The sequence below is a fragment of the Enterococcus lactis genome (genome assembly GCF_015751045.1).
In the GTDB taxonomy this organism is placed as follows: Bacteria; Bacillota; Bacilli; order Lactobacillales; family Enterococcaceae; genus Enterococcus_B; species Enterococcus_B lactis.
This window is the reverse complement of the sequence record NZ_BNJW01000009.1, coordinates 65,324-84,809: the sequence shown is the minus strand read 5'-3', so window position 1 is coordinate 84,809 and position 19,486 is coordinate 65,324. Positions and strand designations below refer to the sequence as shown.

At 38.1% G+C, this 19,486-nt stretch carries 18 protein-coding genes; 7 read left to right on the top strand and 11 right to left on the bottom strand.

Annotated elements, in window-relative coordinates:
* Positions 1-341: 341 nt before the first annotated feature.
* From KFO35_RS06505 to KFO35_RS06485, 5 genes are read right to left on the bottom strand one after another with little or no spacing between them, the layout of a single operon-like run.
* Complete coding sequence (locus KFO35_RS06505) at positions 342-1,415, bottom strand: ABC transporter substrate-binding protein (RefSeq protein ID WP_024635601.1); 1,074 nt, start codon at positions 1,413-1,415, stop codon at positions 342-344.
* Positions 1,412-2,239: an ABC transporter permease gene (locus tag KFO35_RS06500; protein ID WP_002308417.1), complete on the bottom strand. Its 828-nt coding sequence runs from the start codon at positions 2,237-2,239 to the stop codon at positions 1,412-1,414. Before KFO35_RS06500 ends, KFO35_RS06505 begins: the two co-directional genes overlap by 4 nt.
* A complete protein-coding gene (locus tag KFO35_RS06495) occupies positions 2,240-3,046 on the bottom strand; it encodes an ABC transporter permease (protein ID WP_002287038.1) in 807 nt (268 codons plus the stop codon). It lies immediately after the preceding gene.
* An 11-nt stretch (positions 3,047-3,057) separates the two neighbouring features.
* Positions 3,058-4,143: an ABC transporter ATP-binding protein gene (locus KFO35_RS06490; RefSeq protein ID WP_002320231.1), complete on the bottom strand. Its 1,086-nt coding sequence runs from the start codon at positions 4,141-4,143 to the stop codon at positions 3,058-3,060.
* A gap of 16 nt (positions 4,144-4,159) precedes the next feature.
* The gene (locus tag KFO35_RS06485) at positions 4,160-4,702 is read right to left on the bottom strand and encodes a helix-turn-helix domain-containing protein (RefSeq protein WP_002287040.1); all 543 of its coding nucleotides are present in this window, start codon (positions 4,700-4,702) and stop codon (positions 4,160-4,162) included.
* Between the two features lie 268 nt (positions 4,703-4,970).
* Here KFO35_RS06485 and KFO35_RS06480 point away from each other — a divergent pair, with 268 nt between their 5' ends.
* From KFO35_RS06480 to KFO35_RS06455, 6 genes are all read left to right on the top strand, one after another.
* A complete protein-coding gene (locus KFO35_RS06480; protein ID WP_070703585.1) occupies positions 4,971-5,960 on the top strand; it encodes an oxidoreductase in 990 nt (329 codons plus the stop codon).
* Complete coding sequence (locus KFO35_RS06475) at positions 5,957-6,694, top strand: phosphopantothenate--cysteine ligase (RefSeq protein ID WP_002334893.1); 738 nt, start codon at positions 5,957-5,959, stop codon at positions 6,692-6,694. The genes KFO35_RS06480 and KFO35_RS06475 overlap by 4 nt, the downstream gene beginning before the upstream one ends.
* Positions 6,691-7,242 carry a phosphopantothenoylcysteine decarboxylase gene (gene coaC / locus KFO35_RS06470; protein ID WP_070703587.1) on the top strand — a complete coding sequence of 184 codons (552 nt, stop codon included), beginning with the start codon at positions 6,691-6,693 and terminating at the stop codon, positions 7,240-7,242. Before KFO35_RS06475 ends, coaC begins: the two co-directional genes overlap by 4 nt.
* Before the next feature lie 16 nt (positions 7,243-7,258).
* Positions 7,259-7,891: an ECF transporter S component gene (locus KFO35_RS06465; protein ID WP_002308409.1), complete on the top strand. Its 633-nt coding sequence runs from the start codon at positions 7,259-7,261 to the stop codon at positions 7,889-7,891.
* An 84-nt stretch (positions 7,892-7,975) separates the two neighbouring features.
* Entirely contained in the window at positions 7,976-8,623 is a 648-nt protein-coding gene (locus KFO35_RS06460; protein WP_002334895.1) for an SDR family oxidoreductase, read from the top strand.
* A gap of 4 nt (positions 8,624-8,627) precedes the next feature.
* Entirely contained in the window at positions 8,628-9,611 is a 984-nt protein-coding gene (locus KFO35_RS06455; protein WP_070703589.1) for an NAD(P)H-quinone oxidoreductase, read from the top strand.
* Between the two features lie 528 nt (positions 9,612-10,139).
* Here KFO35_RS06455 and KFO35_RS06450 read toward each other — a convergent pair.
* Positions 10,140-11,654 carry a flavocytochrome c gene (locus tag KFO35_RS06450; protein ID WP_070703702.1) on the bottom strand — a complete coding sequence of 505 codons (1,515 nt, stop codon included), beginning with the start codon at positions 11,652-11,654 and terminating at the stop codon, positions 10,140-10,142.
* 138 nt (positions 11,655-11,792) lie between these two features.
* On the opposite strand from KFO35_RS06450, the gene KFO35_RS06445 reads away from it, so the two are divergent.
* The gene (locus tag KFO35_RS06445) at positions 11,793-12,599 is read left to right on the top strand and encodes a DUF2238 domain-containing protein (protein ID WP_070769810.1); all 807 of its coding nucleotides are present in this window, start codon (positions 11,793-11,795) and stop codon (positions 12,597-12,599) included.
* Between the two features lie 174 nt (positions 12,600-12,773).
* On the opposite strand, the gene KFO35_RS06440 is transcribed toward KFO35_RS06445, so the two are convergent.
* From KFO35_RS06440 to KFO35_RS06420, 5 genes are all read right to left on the bottom strand, one after another.
* Positions 12,774-13,343, bottom strand: a complete 570-nt coding sequence (locus KFO35_RS06440) for a GNAT family N-acetyltransferase (RefSeq protein ID WP_070703706.1) — start codon at positions 13,341-13,343, stop codon at positions 12,774-12,776.
* Between the two features lie 82 nt (positions 13,344-13,425).
* Positions 13,426-15,489, bottom strand: coding sequence for a bacterial Ig-like domain-containing protein (locus KFO35_RS06435; RefSeq protein WP_070703708.1), 2,064 nt, complete (start codon positions 15,487-15,489; stop codon positions 13,426-13,428).
* A 265-nt stretch (positions 15,490-15,754) separates the two neighbouring features.
* The gene (locus KFO35_RS06430; RefSeq protein WP_070703710.1) at positions 15,755-17,233 is read right to left on the bottom strand and encodes a helix-turn-helix domain-containing protein; all 1,479 of its coding nucleotides are present in this window, start codon (positions 17,231-17,233) and stop codon (positions 15,755-15,757) included.
* Positions 17,234-17,536: 303 nt separating this feature from the next.
* Positions 17,537-18,472 (bottom strand): UDP-N-acetylmuramate dehydrogenase, encoded by a 936-nt coding sequence (gene murB / locus KFO35_RS06425; protein ID WP_070703712.1) that lies wholly within the window; start codon positions 18,470-18,472, stop codon positions 17,537-17,539.
* A 72-nt stretch (positions 18,473-18,544) separates the two neighbouring features.
* The gene (locus KFO35_RS06420; RefSeq protein ID WP_024636558.1) at positions 18,545-19,465 is read right to left on the bottom strand and encodes a Gfo/Idh/MocA family protein; all 921 of its coding nucleotides are present in this window, start codon (positions 19,463-19,465) and stop codon (positions 18,545-18,547) included.
* Positions 19,466-19,486 lie beyond the last annotated feature (21 nt).

Below are 19,486 nucleotides of genomic sequence, written 5' to 3'. Positions count from 1 at the left end.
CAGTTACAGAACTCACTTTTTCTGAGTTAAACTGAGAAATTGGATACTAAAAAGTACTAAAGCTAAAAATTTAGAAGCTTTAGTACTTTTTATTTTCTCTTTATTTCTGTCTTCATATTCCTACCAACTGATACATGAAAAACTGTGACGACGTTTGCTACAATATTTTCAGAAAAAATCAAACCAACTTTGTTTATTGTTCTTTCTATATATCAAATTATCCCCTACCTTATGGAATTTTCAGCCGCTTTTGGTAGAAAATTGGAAAAATCAGGTAGAAATAGGTCGCTTTTTCTCTCTTTAGAAGGTTGATAAATCCCAAGTTTTACTGAGTTTTGCCATCATTTCCGATACATCTTGAATTCTAAGAATAGATCATTATAGATGCCTAGGTATTTCGATCCTAGATCTTCGTAGACTTCAAGATGAGAGATCGTGTCATCAGATGGATAAAATTGTTCGTCCGACGAAATGTCTTTTGGCAATAACGCTTTTGCTTTTTCGTTTGGTGTAGAATAACCAATATACTCTGCATTTTGTGCCGCGTTTTCCGGTTCTAGCATAAAGTTGATGAAATCATAGGCACCTTCTTTATTTTTCGCGGTTTTTGGCATAACGATATTATCAAACCAAAGATTGGACCCTTCTGGTGGGATCACGTAATGTAAATGTTCATTTTCCCACATCATATCGGCAGCTTCGCCAGAAAATGTTACTGCCACGGAAGCTTCTTCATTGATCATGTACATTTTGATCTCATCAGCCACGATTGCTTTGACATTTGGTGTTAGATGATTCAATTTATTTGCTGCTTCTGTCAGCTGTGCCATATTCTTACTATTCAAAGAATAGCCTAAACTATTCAAAGAAAGCCCCATAACTTCTCGTGCACCATCAATCAGCATCAAACTGTCTTTCAATTCCGGCTTCCACAAATCATCCCAATGCTGGATTTGATCTGCATCAAAGAATTTATCATTATATACGATCCCTAAAGTTCCCCAAAAATATGGAATCGAATACTGATTATCTGGATCAAAATCCAAATTTAAAAATCGTGGATCGATATTATTTAATCCTTTGATCTTTGAATGATCTAAGGGTAGCACTAGTTTTTCTTTGATCATTTTTTGGATCATATATTCACTTGGAATAGCGATATCATAGTTTGTTCCACCTTGTTGGATCTTTGTGAACATCGCTTCATTAGAATCAAATGTTTCATAATTTACTTTGTATCCATATTCTTTTTCAAATTTCGTGATCAAACTAGGATCGATATAATCCCCCCAGTTATAGATCGTCAGTACCTTCGCTCCACTCATGCCACTTGTTTTTTCAAGTTGACGTACACCAAGCAGCAGCACCGCAATAATGATGAGAATACCTAAAAACAGAGATTGTAATTTTTTCATCGTAGCCGTGCCACCCCCTCGCGTACTCTTCTGTTTTTCTTCAACCGTTTTGGACGGTTTTCTTTACTAATGAAGTAGTAACCAATGACCAATATCATGGAGAACAAGAAAACTAATGCACTTAGCGCATTGATTTCTAAACTGATTCCTTGTCTTGCACGAGAATAAATCTCTACTGAGAGCGTTGTAAAGCCATTTCCTGTGACGAAAAACGTAACCGCAAAATCATCAAGAGAATAGGTAAATGCCATAAAATACCCAGCTATGATCCCTGGAGAAAGATAAGGCAAAATGATATTTTTGACTACTTGCAAATTATTCGCACCAAGATCTCTAGCCGCATCAACCATTGAATCGTTCATTTCTTGCAATTTTGGCAAGACCATCAAGACGACGATTGGAATGCTGAAAGCAATATGGGAAAGCAATACACTCTGAAAACCTAATCCGAACCCTAGTAGTGTAAAGAAAATCAAGAAACTAGCACCGATAATAACATCAGGAGAGACTAATAAGATGTTATTCATGCTCAACAACGCTGTCCGTGCACGTCGTTTCTTCGTGTAATAGATCCCCATAGCCCCAAATGTCCCGATGATCGTGGCGATCAATGCAGATAAGAAAGCCAACATGAACGTATTCAATACGATAATGATCAAACGAGTATCTTCAAAAACAGCTTCATAATTTTCCCAAGTGAACCCTGTAAAGCTGTTCATCGTTCCTCCTTCATTGAAGGAATAAAAAATCAGATAGAAGATCGGTGCATATAAGAATAAAAAGACGATCCCTAAATAAAGATACGACCATTTAAATTTTTTCATTTATGAGCGACCTCCTTTTTTCTTCTCGCCTGTCAGGAGCATCACGATAAACATAGCAATGATTAAAATCACACCGATCGTAGAACCCATCCCCCAGTTTTGCGTAACCAAGAAATGCTGTTCGATAGCTGTTCCTAAAGTGATCACTCGGTTTCCACCAATCAGACGAGTGAGCATGAATAAAGAAAGAGAAGGAATAAAGACTGCTTGGACGCCGCTTTTCACACCATTTAATGATAATGGAAAAATCACTCGTCGGAAGGTCTCAAAGCTATTCGCTCCTAAATCTCTGCTGGCACTGATCAAAGAAGGATTCATCTCTTCCAATGCATTGAAAATCGGCATAATCATAAATGGAATCTCGATATACGTTGCGACGAACAAGAAACTGAAGTCTGTGAACAATATCTGTTTCGGTCCGATCCCGATAAAATCAAAGAAATGATTCACGCTGCCGTGAACACTGAAAATTCCAATAAATGCGTAAGCTTTAAGCAGCAGATTCACCCATGTAGGCAAAATAATCAACATCAGCCATAATTGCTTGTGCTTCAGTTTTGTTAAAAAATAAGCAGTCGGGTAACTAATGATCAGTGTAAAAAACGTGATCAAAAATGCATACCATACAGAATTGATCGTCATAGAAAGCGATGTCCCCGACGTAAAATAAGATAGATAGTTATTCAGCGTGAATTGCCCATTCATATCAAAAAAAGATTGATAAATGATCATTAATACAGGCGCGATCACGAATAAACCGAGCCACAAAATATAAGGGACGGAATAGATCCTGCGCATTGTTTTCATTCTTGTCCCCCCTATTCTTCGTAACTGTCAAGACGTGCATCGAATTCTTCTTCAGACTCGTTGAAACGCATGACATGGATATCTTCTGGCTCAAAGGCCAATCCTACTTTGCTTCCTTCTTTAGCTTTTTTCGTCGAATGGACCATCCATTCATTTTGCTGTTCATCATAACAGATGATTTCATAATGGACACCACGAAACAGCTGAGTATCGACCGTTACGACTAGCTTTCCTTTATCTGGTGTCGTGATCGTCAAATCCTCTGGGCGTAAAACAACTTCAACTGGCTCATTCGGGCGCATCCCGCCATCGACACATTCAAATTGCTTACCAACAAACTCAACTAGATTATCTTCGATCATCACACCGTCCACGATATTGCTTTCCCCAACAAAATCAGCAACGAAATGATTGATTGGCTCATCATAAATATCTACAGGCGTACCACTTTGGACGATTTTCCCTTTATTCATGACAAAAATCTCATCACTCATCGCCAACGCTTCTTCTTGATCATGAGTCACAAAAATAAACGTGATCCCTAATCGTTGTTGCAGATCCCGCAGTTCATACTGCATATCTGTACGTAGTTTCAAATCAAGCGCCGATAACGGTTCATCTAGTAACAATACTTTAGGTTCGTTCACGATTGCTCGTGCAATCGCTACACGCTGTCTTTGACCACCAGACATTTCACTGATCTCCCGTTTCTCATATCCAGGAAGCTGGACCATACGCAATGCATCTTTTACCTTCTTTTCGATATCAGATTTGGACATTTTTTTGATCTTCAATCCAAAAGCAACGTTATCAAAAACATTCATATGAGGAAAAAGTGCATAATCTTGGAAGACGGTGTTTACTTGTCGCTTATTAGCTGGCAAATCATTCAACCGTTTCCCTTCAAAATAGATGTCCCCTTCTGTAGCTTCAGTGAATCCAGCTATAATACGTAGGATCGTTGTTTTACCACAGCCGGAAGGACCAAGCAGTGTATAAAATTTTCCTTGTTCGATCTCAAAACTTACTTTTTTTAATACTGTTTCATCATCATAGCTTTTCACTACTTGATCAAATGAAATGATTGGTTTCCCCACGTTTTTACCCCCTATATTACAAATATGATTGTGTCGCGACAATCAATACTTTTGTTCGTTTTTTGAGATGATTCCTTAATTGATGTTGTTTTGTCGCTTGATAATAGATCGACTGTCCTGCTTTTGCCACATAGACCGTCTCTCCTAAGCTTAACTCTAATTCCCCTTCTAATACAAAAATAAACGTTTCAGATAATGAAGGTTCAAACGTCTTATATTCTCCTGCACCTTCAAAAGTTAGTAAAACAGGCTCCATTTCTTTTTCATTCGAATCAGCCACCAGCCATTCCAATTCATACCCGTTTTCTTCATCGAAATAAACCGTATGATCTTCTTTTGAATAAACCACTTGCAGATTCGCTGCTTCTTGATGAAAAAATTCTTCTGGAGTGACACCTAAGACTTCAAGAATAGAAAAGAATGTTTCCATTGATGGTGAACTTAAATCTCGTTCCAACTGGGAAATATACCCTTTTGACAAATCTGTGCGTTCGCCTAGTTCTTCTTGTGTCAAATTCTTTTGGATGCGCAAATTTCTTAACTTCTCACCAATTTCCATAATTTCCTCCGTATGAAGTTTTCTAATAGTAAACTTCTGGTTTACTACCACTCGTATTAGTATACGAATTTTATTGCAAAAGGCAACCCTTTTTAACATTTTTTTTGCTGAATATTTCTTTATCTTTTCGAATCATTTCTACTTATTCGATTCTTTCTTTTTTCTGCCTCTTTCACCTAATTTTTGTCTAAATTTAAGGAAGAACCAGAATAAAAAAGTAGGCTTTGTGGTATGATAAAAGAAAATTTTTAAAAGGAGTGTCTCACGAATGAACGCTTTTCGATCTTTTCAGGTAATAAATGAACCTGTTTTCCATACAGCAATCAGTGATCTGCCATTTACTGAATTGGCTGAAAATGAAGTCTTGGTAAAAATTGCCTATTCTGATGTCAATTATAAAGATGCATTGGCAATGAGCGAGTCCGGTCAGGTGATACGAACCTATCCGATGACTCCAGGGATTGATTTATCCGGAACTGTCGTCCAAAGTAAAGATTCACGTTTTTCAGAAGGAGATCTTGTACTTGCTACTGGTTTTGGGCTTGGTGTCACCTATCCAGGCGGTTACAGCCAATACCAAAAAGTACCAGGAGACTGGTTAGTCCCTCTACCGAAAAATATGACACTGCGTCAAGCGATGATTTTTGGTACAGCAGGGTTTACTGCTATGTTGTGTGTGAACGCTTTAATCCGTCAAGGCATAACCTCCAATAAAAAAATTGTCGTTACTGGTGCTTCTGGCGGTGTAGGCAGTGTAGCTGTCGCCCTGTTACATAAACACGGATTCCAGTCAATCATTGCTTTTTCCAGAAAAGAAGAGTCTGTCACATGGCTAAAAAGTTTAGGTGCTTCTCAAGTCGTACGTCCTGATGAATTTCTGCCAGAAACAACAAAAGCTTTAGGAAAACAGCAAATCGATGCTGTCATCGACACAGTAGGTGGTGAGCAACTAAGTAGTCTTCTTCCATTGATCTCTTATAACGGTGTAGCAGCTTTATGCGGCAATGCAGGGGGAATCAAACTAAACACGACCGTTTTGCCTTTTATTCTGCGAAACATCCAATTGATTGGCATCGATTCTGTCAATGTACCTATTGAACAACGTCCTTCTTTATGGCAACAGATGGCAGATTTGCAGATAGCAGATGACTTAGTTGCCCAAGAAGTTACTCTGGAGCAGTTGCCTGAAACAGCAACTAAACTACTTGCTGGGACGCATCAAGGAAGAACACTGGTAAATGTAGGTGACCAAAAATGAAGGTTCTGATCACAGCTGGAGGGACAACTGAAAAAATCGATCAGGTACGTGCTATTACGAATCATTCGACAGGACGATTAGGACAAGCTTTAGCTGATCACTTAGCTGCCAACCCAGATACCACAGTCGATTACGTGACTACGAGACAAGCACTGAAACCGGAAAGACGTTCCAATATAACGATCTATACGATTGAGTCTGCCCAAGACTTGTTTTTGCAATTAGAAGCACTCTCAAAAAAAGAACACTATGATGCAATTATCCACAGTATGGCAGTCAGTGATTTTACTCCTGCTTTTAGTTTTTCAGAAGAACAGTTGGCAAAAAAACTACCCGCTTCTTCAACGCAAGAAGAACTGGCCAATTGGTTTGCAGAAAATGAACAAACAAAGAACTCTGCTTCAAAAATCTCTTCTGACACTGAGCATCTTGTGCTCGTTTTGAAGAAAACGCCAAAAATCATTTCTTATCTGCGTGAATGGCAGCCGAAAGCGAAAATCATTGGTTTCAAACTATTAGTAGATGTACCAAAGGAATCACTTCTTACAGTCGCCAAAAACAGTCTGATAAATAACAAAACTGATTTTATTTTCGCAAATGATTTGACAGAAATCCATGGCGAGACACACCACGGCTATCTCTTATCTAAAGATGGGACAGTGGAAGAAGCACAAAGCAAATCTGAGATTGCTGCATTGATTACTGATAAAATTAGATTGGAGGAATCAAAATGAAAAAGATCTTATTAGGCGTTACCGGAAGTATTTCTGCTTACAAAAGCGCCGATCTTACAAGTCAATTTGTCAAATCAGGTGTCCAAGTAGATGTGATTATGTCTCAAAGCAGCACACATTTTATCACGCCATTAACCTTGCAATCTCTGTCGAAGCGAGCAGTCCATACAGATGTCATGCAAGAATCAAATCCACAGGTGATCAATCATATCGAACTAGCCAAACAAGCTGACTTGTTTCTCATCGCACCTGCTACAGCAAACATTATCGGCAAGCTAGCAAACGGCATTGCAGACGATCTCCTTTCAACAGTCGCAATGGCGCTTCCGGAGGGAACACCAAAACTGATTGCCCCTGCCATGAACACGAATATGTATCAAAACTCGATCACTCAGCGTAATCTGGAAACATTGAGATCTGTCGGCTATCAGGAAATCGAACCAAAAGAATCTCTTTTAGCTTGCGGAGATTTTGGAAAAGGTGCTTTAGCTGATATTCAGACGATCATCGAACAGGTCATGCTGACTCTTAACGAAAGAAATGCTTAGTGAAAAAGGAGTACTTATGAAAAATACAAAAAATTTTACTTTGACTGCGATGTTTTTAGCTATTTTGATTTTATTAGCTGTTACGCCTCTAGGGTTTATTCCTATTGGCCCAATAAATGCAACAACCATGCATATACCTGTAATCATTGCTTCGATCGTTTTAGGACCAAGACTAGGTGCTTTTCTTGGCGGTACATTTGGACTGATCAGTATGATTCGAAGTACGGTTATCCAAACACCTTTGTCTTTTGTCTTTTCTCCGTTCATCCCAGTCATCGGAACTGAACATGGAAGCTGGAAAGCCTTGTTGATCGCGTTTATTCCTCGGATCTTGATTGGTGTTGTTCCTTATTTCGTTTATAATGGTCTGCGTAAACTGATGAAACAAAAAGCAGATACCGTCTCTTTATTCTTAGCAGGACTTGCCGGCTCATTGACCAATACGATTTTAGTGATGAATATGATCTACTTTTTATTCCAGCAAGATTACGCCAAAGTCATCGGGACAAATTTAAATGCTGTTTATTCAGCTATTCTTGCAGTTATTTTTACAAGTGGCGTACCTGAAGGAATCGTCGCTGGTCTTGCGACTGCAGCAGTATGCAATGTCTTGTTAAGATACTTCAAGCGCCCTTCTCTTCATCACTGATAGTCATCGTAGCCGATGTCTGATTTTTTTTTCTTTTGGTGTTACTATTAAATAGTAAGATTTGACGTCGAAAGGATGATCCAAATGAAAATTTTTGTTGTAGGTGCAAACGGACAGATTGGCCGACACCTGATAAAAGATCTAGCTTCAAGTCCCCACGAAATTTTTGCTGGGGTAAGAGATGTCGCTTCCCAGACATTAGTGAAAAAAGAGAATGTTTCGTATGTCTCTTTTGATTTGACTTGGTCCGTGGAAAAAATGGCTGAAGCATTCAAAGGTATCGATGTATTGATTTTTGCTGCCGGTTCTCAAGGAAAGAATCTTCTGCAAGTAGACTTGGATGGTGCAATCAAAACAGTTATCGCAGCTGAAAATGCGCATGTCTCTCGTTATCTGATGGTCAGTGCTGTTTATGCAGATGAACCAGCAAAATGGCCTGAGTCCATGACAGATTATTATATTACTAAACATTATGCAGATGAATGGCTGAAACGAACTAACTTAGATTTTGTCATTCTTCAACCAGTCACATTGACGAACGATGAAGAAGTCACCTCCATTCAATTGACTAAGCCTAATGAAAAAGCAGCCAAAACGATTTCTCGTTCTACAGTTGCTGCTGTACTTGCCGCTCTTGTGGAAGAAACGGATATTTCCCGTACGACTCTAGTACTTTCTGAAGGTAGCAAAGAGTTGAATACAGCATTCCAAGAATGGGCAAAGGAGGAATAGATCCATGCGTGCCATTTCAATCAAGCATCCTGGTTCTGTAGATGTATTAGAACAAATAGAAGTGCCTGTTCCTGAACCAAAACAAGGCGAATTATTGATCAAAGTCCATACAGCAGCGGTCAATCGAACAGATATCATGAAAAGAGAATCAGTCTCTTTAAAACCTCCCTATCCTATTTTGGGTGTCGAAGTAGCTGGAGAGGTAGTTGAGAATAAAAGTGATATCTCCACTTTTACTCCTGGGACAAAAGTGTACGGATTAGTCAATCTAGGTGGTTATGCTGAATATGCTGTGATGCCTGCCGATCGAGCAATCCTTCTCCCTGATACGTTAGATTATGTTTCTGCTGCTGGAATCTCAGAAGTTTTTCTGACTGCTTATCAAACACTTTATTGGCTTGGAAAATTACAAGAAGGCGAAACTGTTTTGATCCACGCAGGAGCAAGTGGTGTTGGAACAGCAGCGATCCAATTAGCTAGACAACTTTCTCACGCGAAAATCATCGTTACTGCAGGATCAGAAGAAAAGCTCGCCTTTTGTAAAGAACTCGGTGCAGATGAATTGATCAACTATAAAAAACAAGATTTTCAAGAAGAGGTAAGAAAGATCACTGATGGTCGAGGAGTCGATGTTATCTTGGATTTCATCGGCGCTTCTTACTGGGAAAAGAACTTAGCTTCTATAGCCGTTGATGGCCGCTGGGTCTTGATTGGTATGCTTGGCGGAACCATTGTGTCTGAGATAGACCTTGGTGTATTGATTGGGAAACGCGTCCAACTTCTTGGTACATTATTGACACCTAGAAGTGATCAGTATAAAGCAGAGCTCGCACAAACTTTTATGGAAAAAGCGGGACCTTTTCTAGAAAATGGCAAGATTCGGCCAATCATTGACCGTACATTCCAATTCAGCGAAGTCAAACAAGCGCATGAATATATGGAAGCAAACAAAAACATCGGAAAAATCATTTTGAAGATAGCTGAATAAAACCATGCTGATCAAAAAAGAGACTGGGACAGAAGCGTTTAACTCCAAGAAATAAGAAGGAGTTGCTTCTGCTTCCGCCGTTTATACGTGTTTAGAGCGTGGGACAAAAGTGTTCTTTACTTTTGTCCCACGCTCTTTTTCCGAACAAACGGTGTTCAAAAGCTTGCATCTGCGGTAATAAGTCCAACCAAGTTAAAAACATAAGAAGCTGTTTTTACTTGGCTGTTCTTATTACTTGATGCAGTGCAGCTTTTTCACAACCTCTTCACTAAACGGTGTTCTACTGCCAACTCCTCGGTCACAAGTCACAATATTCAATAAATATGAGGAGCTGTTTTTTGAAATTGTTCCTTGTGACTCGGAGCTGAACGGCAGGCTCACGACCTCTTTCTTAAACGGTGTTCAATCAGCTGACCCTCGGTATTCGCTCAACAAACGGCAAAATATGTGGAACTATTTTTTCGTTTGTTTCTCTAATACTCAGGTCAAAACGCTGATTTCACAACCTCTTTTTATTTACGTTCTATTTCATTCATTTTCAGAAGCAAACCGAGCTGCTTGTATGCCCGCTTGTCGCCCAAAAATAATGATTTCTGCAACTGAGTTTCCACCGATTCGATTGTCTCCATGTAAGCCACCTGTGACTTCTCCGGCAGCATACAACCCGCTGATTGGCTGATTTTCTTTATCCAATACTTCGGTATTCGTATTGATTTTCACACCACCCATCGTATAATGGATCCCTGGCGCGATTTTGATTGCATAATAATTTGGAGACGATAGATCATGTTCCATGGCTGTGGCACGATTGAATTGAGCATCTTTTTTCTCCGCAACATCCGCATTCCATCCATCAATTGTTTTTGCTAATGTTTCTTTTGGCAAATCAATTTTTTCTGCTAATTCTTCCATTGTTTTTCCAGTTGTGACATATCCTTTTTGGTCATAAAATTCAATAGCAGTGGCACGATCACGCACGCCTTGATCAAAAATCAAATACGCTGATTTTTCAGGCAACGCTGTGATGGCTGCAGATACTTTATCCCTTGTATCCATTTCATTCACAAATCTTTTGCCTTCTTGATTCACCAAGATTGCTCCTTCTCCGCGAACCACTTCACCGATCAAGATTCCCTCATCCTGTTGCACGGTTGGATGAATTTGTATTTTATCCATGTCAACGGTTTGTCCGCCTAACTTTTCGATCATGGTAATACCATCTCCAGTTGATCCTTCTTGATTTGTCGTAATATAATCAGCTAAATCGGGACGATATCTTTCAATAAATTCTTTGCTCGCACCAAAACCGCCTGTAGTGACGACGATTGCTTTACCGGTGATCTCTTTTGGTTCTTCTCCTTGGACATGTACAGTCACTTCATTGACTGTTTCGCCATTTTTCTTAATGTCTGTCACATCTGTGTTGACAAAAATCGGTATTTTTCGCTCATGGACGCTGTTCAATAATCCATCCACTAAATATCCACCGATAGCCGAGCCATCAGATGGACGATGCGTCCTCTTCTCACTCATCCCTCCAGTGATCGTTAAATTATCTAGTTTGATCCCATTTTGATCCAACCAATCGATTGCATCAGCAGAGTGATCGACAAAGTAACGAAGCATTTCTTTATCATTTGTTCCTCCGCCACCTTTTAGCGTTTCTTCATAGAATGCCTCATTTGAGTCTTCGATTCCCTCTTCTTTTTGGAATTTGGTTTCAGAAGCGTTCATTCCGCTTGATGATTTAGACGTATTTCCTCCGGCAACAGGCATCTTTTCGAAAATCACTGGGTTCAAGCCAGCATCTTTTGCTTCGATAGCGGCTGCCATCCCTGCACCGCCAGCTCCCACGATTACGATATCATAAGATTCTTTCATTTCTTTTGGATCAGTATATGCTTGTTCAGAAGCACCTGATGACACTTCGGCAGATTCCTTCGTACTAGAACTTGTCTGTGCTGTATTTTTCTGATCTGCGCCACATGCACTCATGGCAAGAAGCGAAACCGCCGTTAATAAACCAACAACTAATTTTTTCATATTTATCCCCCTTTTCTCCTTATGCTTATATTAAGTGATTTTTTTCACAATATCAACTCTGTTTTTCTTTAAGACATATAGTTTTGGTAATCGCACGCTTCTTAGTATAATTAAGGATATACATGAAGGAGTTATTTTATGAATCATTTGAAAACCTTTTTTACGAACAGTACAAAAACTGCTGGCAGAATCACAAATGGAATCTATATTTTATTACGTATCATCGTTGTTATTATGCTAGTGGATCAGATTTGGAACCAACATTGGGGAAATACGATGCTTTTATTATTGACACTGATTTTATTTGAAATTCCTTATTTCCTGGAAAAGATATTAAAGATACAGATTCCAAATATGTTAGAAATCATATTGTTATCTTTTATTTTCAGTTCAACGGTTTTAGGAGAATTAAGCGATTTTTATGGCTATTTTTCAATGTGGGATACTTTTCTACATGCATTCAGCGGATTTTTAGCTGGGGGTGTCGGTTTTTCACTTGTTTATTTGCTCAATAAAAATACAAAAACGATGAACTTGACTCCTTTGTTATTAGCAGTCGTTTCCTTTTGTTTTTCGATGACAGTCGGTGTTATGTGGGAGTTTGTTGAATTTTCAGCAGATAAATTGCTACAATTCGATATGCAAAAAGATACGATCGTCCAGCAAATCAATAGTGTGGAGTTAAGCAAAGACGGAAACACTGTCTATCATGTTCCTGATATCACTCGGACAATCATTGAAAGTCAGAATGCAGACGGTAAAACAGATAAAATAATCATCCAAAATGGTTATTTAGATGTGGGAATCATGGATACTATGAAGGATTTATTTGTTAATTTTATTGGAGCAGTCGTTTTCAGTATATTTGGTTACCTTTATAGTCGAAATGATTACCAAAAATTTACTTTCATCAAGAATTTTATTCCCAAGAAAATCAAACGATAAACATACTAAAGAAATAAGAGAAGAGGCAGTGACAAGACTTTTGTCACGACCTCTTCTTTTTCGAATAAATAGCGTATCATCAGCTAGCCAACAGGATGAATTCAAAAACAGTAAGATAGAAAGAACTACTTTTCCGTTTTTCTTCTAATATTGTGAGCTGATTTCACCATTTTTTTATTTATCTAATTTACTTAAAACCTGCATAACTTTTTCATAGTCTGGATTAGGTGTGCCATCTAGATTTTCAGCAATAAAAGAAAAACCCATTTTTTTATAAAGAGCAATCGCCTGATGGCTCCATGTCTGGGTGTGAAGATAGATTGGTCCATCCGTATGGAGAGTAGGAAATTCTTGTAAGACTTTAGCAGTCAATGCTTTTGCGAGCCCTTTTCCTTGGTAAACTGGTTTAACTGCCAACCAATGAAAAACCGGATACACTCGCTCTCTTGATTTCTTTCGCCAAGCGGTACAGGTTGCTACTTTTTCTCCATTTTTTGTCTCTACAAAAAACATCCTTCTTTCAAGTTCTTCAGGATAAGGAGCAAATTTTTTTTGAAAATACTCAAGTGCTTCATCTGTCGTTTGAAATTCCCCAACGGAAGTTTCAATCTCTGACCAAGCAGATTCGTCCCCTTTTTGATAGGTTCGAAATTCAAAACCTTCCGCTAAAGGTGTCATTGGCACAGGCAGTTGAAGTGGTCTTGTCATCCAGATTTCTGCGTAAGGCAACGTTTTATCTAACATTTTTCTATCCCTCCTCGTATCCATTATGCCAAATAACAGATAACTCAGCTACTTATTTGACTATAACAGATAGGGGAATGAATCAGAACCAGTCATCTGCGTCAAATTCATTTCGATTAGCGTATACCCATGTTCCTGCCATCCCCCGCATGACATCTCCTAAAGCGGAAGAAGAAGGGACACCTCCACCAGGTGCGGGTGTTCCCGGACTAGGAAGTGGTACTTGCGGCTGCAGATGCTCATCGGTGGAATCAATAGTTGACAAGCGTTTTTTCTTCGTTTCCTTGTGGTTCTCTGATTCATTTTGATCTTCCGGCTGTTTAGCAACAATTTCTTTTTCTAATTGTTGTTCTATGTTAGACTCTAACATTTCATTTTCCGATTCAGAAACTTGTGGGATCAAACGATCTTCTTGCCTTATCGTTTTGTTAGATTCTGAACTTTTTATAGATATTCTTGCTGGTTCTAGGCTTCTTGTTTGTTTTACTTCCCCTGTTGGAGAAACTGTAGGAGCCATTTGTTGTTTTTTTTCTGACAAGCTTTCTTCTTGTTTTTTTTGTTCTTTTTGGTTTATCTGTTTATTTAATGGTAAAACATGTAATAGCGACTGAGCGTGGAGTTCTTGGAGTGAATACGGATCATGATAACTATACATAATCGTAAAATCTCCTGTTTGTTTGGTCAAATAACCATCCTCCAATGGTTCTCCGTTGATTATAACCGCTACATCTTTTAACGGTACGGGTTTACCTAAGGAGTTTGTTGCGGATTGGATCAACTCTTCTTTACTTATTTTTTCATTTGGCTGAGCAATAACAACGTGACCTTCTAATGAACTATTATCCGGTACATAAACATAAGTGAAGGTAATTTCCTCCCCTGATTGCTTCCTATTATTCATCAGTTTTGAGTGAAGGGCTTCAAGGATCACCGACCAGTTACTATTTCTGTCTAAACCGTTTGCTTGCATCCAGTCAGAAATAGAAGTGACTTTTCCGTCTTGTTCATAAGTCGACAAATCTACATTTGGTACTCGATCAGAAAATTCAGCAGGGAGTTGTAAATCTGGAATAGGTTCTACACTACTTATGCGTGTTTCTGCTTGCAGTTCTTTATTCGTTTGACGATCAATAAAATGAGTGATGACAGTCGATGAAGCAGCAGGTGCTTCTACATAAACGACAGCTGTTATTTCCACCGCTTTTGATGTAAGAGGGTCTACATAAGTTAATACGACGGGATATTCTCCCGGTGTGGCAGGATCTACTGTCCCGCTCATTTTGATTTCTTCTTTATTCCCTGAAGTTCCATCGCTTTTTGTTACATATTCGATAAGAGCTTTAGGGTCGTAATTCTCTCCTGTTATTAGATGAAGATCTTTTCCTTTGACAGCTGTTTGATCAGCATGAACATGAATCACAGCAGATGCAGTCATTGTTTTTAAAGCAATTGGATCAAAATAAGACAAGTCAATAGTAGATACTCCTGTATTTGTCGTGTCTATGATATTCCCATTGTTTGAAATTACCTTGGACATATCTCCTTGTGTTCCATCTGCATTCCTCAAGCTTTCTACCAGATTCGATATCGAAATTTTTGTCCCTGCCAGAACGTCGATTTCCTTTCCTTCGAACTGTGAATAATCTTTTCCATATACATAAGAGACTTGTGCACTTCCACCGTCCTTCACACCTGTCAAAGCATGATTTAAACTATCAATGATCTGTTTTAGCTGATCACCTTTTGTTGGATCAGTCATACCGGAAAAAACAGAAAGCGGCACGCTGCTTCCAGTTTCTGATGTCCATAATGTTTTGTTAGGAATTAACCAATAGTGGTTTATCGTTGGAGGATAACTGACTTTATTATAGGAATTCAAAGAAGGAAGCAGCTGTGTTCCACTTACATCAGTGAAAGTATGGGTAATAGTAATAGGGGAATCAGTCGTCTCAGAGACAGATGTACGTACGATCTTGATGGTTTGTGCCGTTGCCTGAATGGGTACATTCATATAGACACCTACAGATAAGCTGATTAGCATCGTACGCATCACAAATTTGACGTAGCGGTTTTCAGAACACGATCGTTCTTTGTCTAAACGGCAAGCGTGTTTATTTAGTTTTTTAGGTTGTCTTTTTGAACACATTTATTCTTAGTCCTCCCTACTCTTGCCTCGGCATGAAGTAGTAATTTTCATAAGATGATTTTATTATATAGATAAAATCAAAAAAAGATGGTCAATTCGGACAGTATTTTTCTTGATTTTTTATTGTTTCAAGAAAATCGGAATAATAACTTATGTACTTTTTAATTTTGTCAAGCCATATCTCTTGATATCTAGTCATCTTTTCTTTGAAAAAACACATAAATCAGCTAATAAATAGGTGAGACAAAGTTGTCATCCATAAATATTAGCTGATTTTTTCAGTTAAATGTCTATTTTTTTCTCTGATAATGATATTCCCAAAATATTCCCAGTCATCTGGAGTCGGCGGATTTTTCCATATTATCTGCTCTTTGTTGAATTTTTCAAGCAAACAATCAGATAAATAAATATCCGTACGGGAAGTGATTCGATTTTCAATCACAATATTGTAATTTTTAAATCCCTTCACTTGAGAAATAATATAATCGGTATAGGCAGATCCTTGAGAGAAATCAATACAGACATAGATTGGTGATTCAAAATAAGAGACTGGACAAATACCGACCAATAAAAAAAGATAATCATAAAATAAGCGAATCATGAAACGTTCATCTTTTTCCAAGAAATAGCGTTTATTATCTTGTATGACATTTTGGATCGCTGTACTGAATATTGGATACGTTTCGAAGAAAAACTGCAACTGCTTTTTAGACGTAAAACTAGTCATCTCAAAGTCGAATATCCAATTTTTCCGATTGACATGCATCATCCCCATACGAAGTTCTTTTCGTATATGGAGTCTTTCTTCTTCAGAAACTTCAGTTGAAAATGGTAATTGATTAATCAATTCCACTGACATTTTTTGACTAATCATATGGATATCATGGAAATGAGCTTCCGCAAGTCCAAACGCACCATCTAATTCAAATTCTTCTTCCGTAATCAAAAATAACATGATATAAGAAATCTCATCAATAATCTGCTCTTTAGGGATATGTAGAAAAGAAATATGCGATAAATCCTTAATAATCTTCATTCCTTCTGAGCTCCTAAAGTATTCATCTGAAAAGAAACGTTTTCCTATTGGTTGATTTCCATAAATCCTCAACAAACTAACAGTAGTTAGCAAATTGAATTTGATTCGCTTTGTGGCAGACAACTTTAAATTGAACAGATATTCAAAATATTGCACGATACTTTTTGCTTCATTCATGACGCTTTCTCTAAATGGCATAAAAAAACCATTAAAGACCCCAAAATATACCCCAAATAATACGTTCCGTATGTTTATTTCTTCCCCAACTAATATGTTTTTCTTTAACTTTATTTGATGCTGTTCAAGAAAAGAGACTAATTCTCTTCTTTTTACATAAGCTCTTGATATGCTTAAAAAATGGTTCTCTGCAAATTTTTCAATTGTTACTTTTGAATCCACGATCTCCGTTAACAGTCGAGCAATTTTTGATCGTTGAAAGTAGATTCTTCTTAAATTTTTGATATCCGTCAAATTTAGCCGTTCAACATGAATCTCTCCTTCTTCTGAGATTTGGATCTCTGGCTTTGATTTGAATTCAGAAAATTCTTTATTTAATTCTATGATATAATTTCTTGTTTTAAATTTAGATAAACCTAATGTTTCATATAACTTAGACAACACGACGTAATTCTTTTTCTCAAATTCTAAATATCTGGCTAACAGCAGTTTTTCTCTATCTTCCTCTTCGATAAGGTAATCCAACTTCATATCCTACACCTCAAAAAAATGCCTCATACCAATCACTTGATATGCAGATGAAAGTTCATCTTTTCACCTATACTGATTTTATGATGGATTACACCTGTTTTTTCATCAGTTATTCTCATTTTTTATCTTTTTTTTGAGAATATTGCAAAAAATGGAAAAATTTACGGGAAAATATTCTATATTTTTTGTTTTATTGTGTTAAAATGTACAAGATTTGCACCATTTGCGTAAACAACCACAAAAAAGAGCAGGGCGTCCACCGTCCTGCTCTTTTACTTATTTTAAGTGCAATTCAATTACTTATTAATTCGCTAAACTTCTGCTTGTTTCTGATAGTGCTTGTTTCTCTCCAATGATCCGCACTTCTGTTTCTAAAGACACATCAAATTTTTCTTTGATTACTTCTTGGATGTGCGCAATCAATTCAATGTAATCTGTCGCTGTCGCATGATCGATATTGACGATGAATCCAGCATGTTTTTCAGAGATTTGTGCACCGCCCCATTTCAGACCTTGCAATCCTGCTTGCTGGATCAGCTGACCCGTATAATGTCCTACTGGGCGCTTAAAGACACTGCCGCATGAAGGATATTCTAATGGCTGTTTTGATTGACGCAATTCTGTCAACTCATCCATTCTTGCTTTGATTGCTTCATAATCCCCTGTTTGCAAACTGAATCGAGCTTCCAATACGATAGCACGTAGTTCTTGGACTTTACTGTGACGATAAGAAAATACCATTTCTTCTTTTGTCAAAGTTTTCAATGTTCCATCTTCAAGCAAAAGATCCACTTCAGCAAAAACATCTTTGATCTCTCCGCCATACGCACCTGCATTCATATAAACCGCTCCACCGACACTTCCCGGGATGCCGCAAGCAAATTCAAATCCAGTCAATGATTCGGCCAAAGCTGCATAAGTCGTATCAATCAGTGAGGCACCTGCTTCCGCAATGACCATCGTTCCTTTGACATGAATCTGTTTCATTTCAGTCAGCATGATGACTAAACCGCGGATTCCGCCATCTTGAACGATCAGATTGCTTGCGTTTCCTAGTACCATCCAAGGTATATCATGGATTCGGCAATAATCGATGATTTGCTTTACTTCTTCTTGCTTTTTCGGGAATGCAAGGACATCAGCTGGTCCGCCTGTTTTCGTAAACGTATAGTTCATCAATGGTTCATCAAACAATAAAGTGATCGTGGCTAAGCTTTCAACTATTTCTTCTTTATTCACTGAGGATTTTCCTTTCTTTTCTCAAACGTCCCCATTATTCTATCACGCTTAATACAATCTTGCCAGTCTTGTTCAAAGTTGATGACGGTAGTGCTCTTTAAGCACTTCCTCGCATAATTCATGACTTCTTACAACTTCTTGCTGTTTAAGCAGTTCTGCTTCCCGTTTACCTGAACGAATCTGAGATAAGAAGGCCTCTACCATTGGCTCAAACCCGCGTTTGACTAGCGTGTTCGTCCAGTCGCCAAATTCTTTCACCTTTTTTCCATCAGCATCTTGAATGACAAGCTGGGTCAGGTCGCTTACTTCATAAGTACCGTTCTTACTTGTTACTTGATATTTTTCTGTATTAGCACCACTTGCCAAATCCATCGTTAATATAGCCGTTTGATTTTGTGTTTCTAATTGTAAAATGGCATATTCCAAATATTCCTTTGTTTCTCTTATCTGATATTTTGTTCTCAAAATGGGTTCATCCAATAAATACACCGCTGTATCAATGAGATGTAAAAATAAATCATAAAGGACGAATTCTGTCGTCTCTTTTGCCGCTATTCGATTTTTTTGCAGTTGGATCAGCCGCTTCTCTGGGATACGTTTCAATTCTTCTACCATAGGAGCAAAGCGTCGGTTAAAACCGACCATCAAGATCACTTGGTTCTTATCAGCCAATTCTTGCAATTCACGCACTTCGTTTAGATGGACACTCAACGGTTTGTCAATATAAACATGGATACCATTTTCCAGACATCTTTTTGCTAGCTCATAATGTACTTTTGTTGCTGCGTGGATCATGCATGCTTCGATTTTTTCTTCTAAGAGCTCATCGATCGTTTCATATAGATGTTGGAACCCATATTCTTTTTGGATTCTTTCTTTTGTTTCTTTATTTCGTGTTGCAAAATAAAAATCAACTGTTCCTTGTTTTTTCGCATAAGTTGGTAAATATGCTTTTTCTGCAATATTCCCTACACCGATTACACCAATCTTCATCGACTTTCCTCCTGGATCATT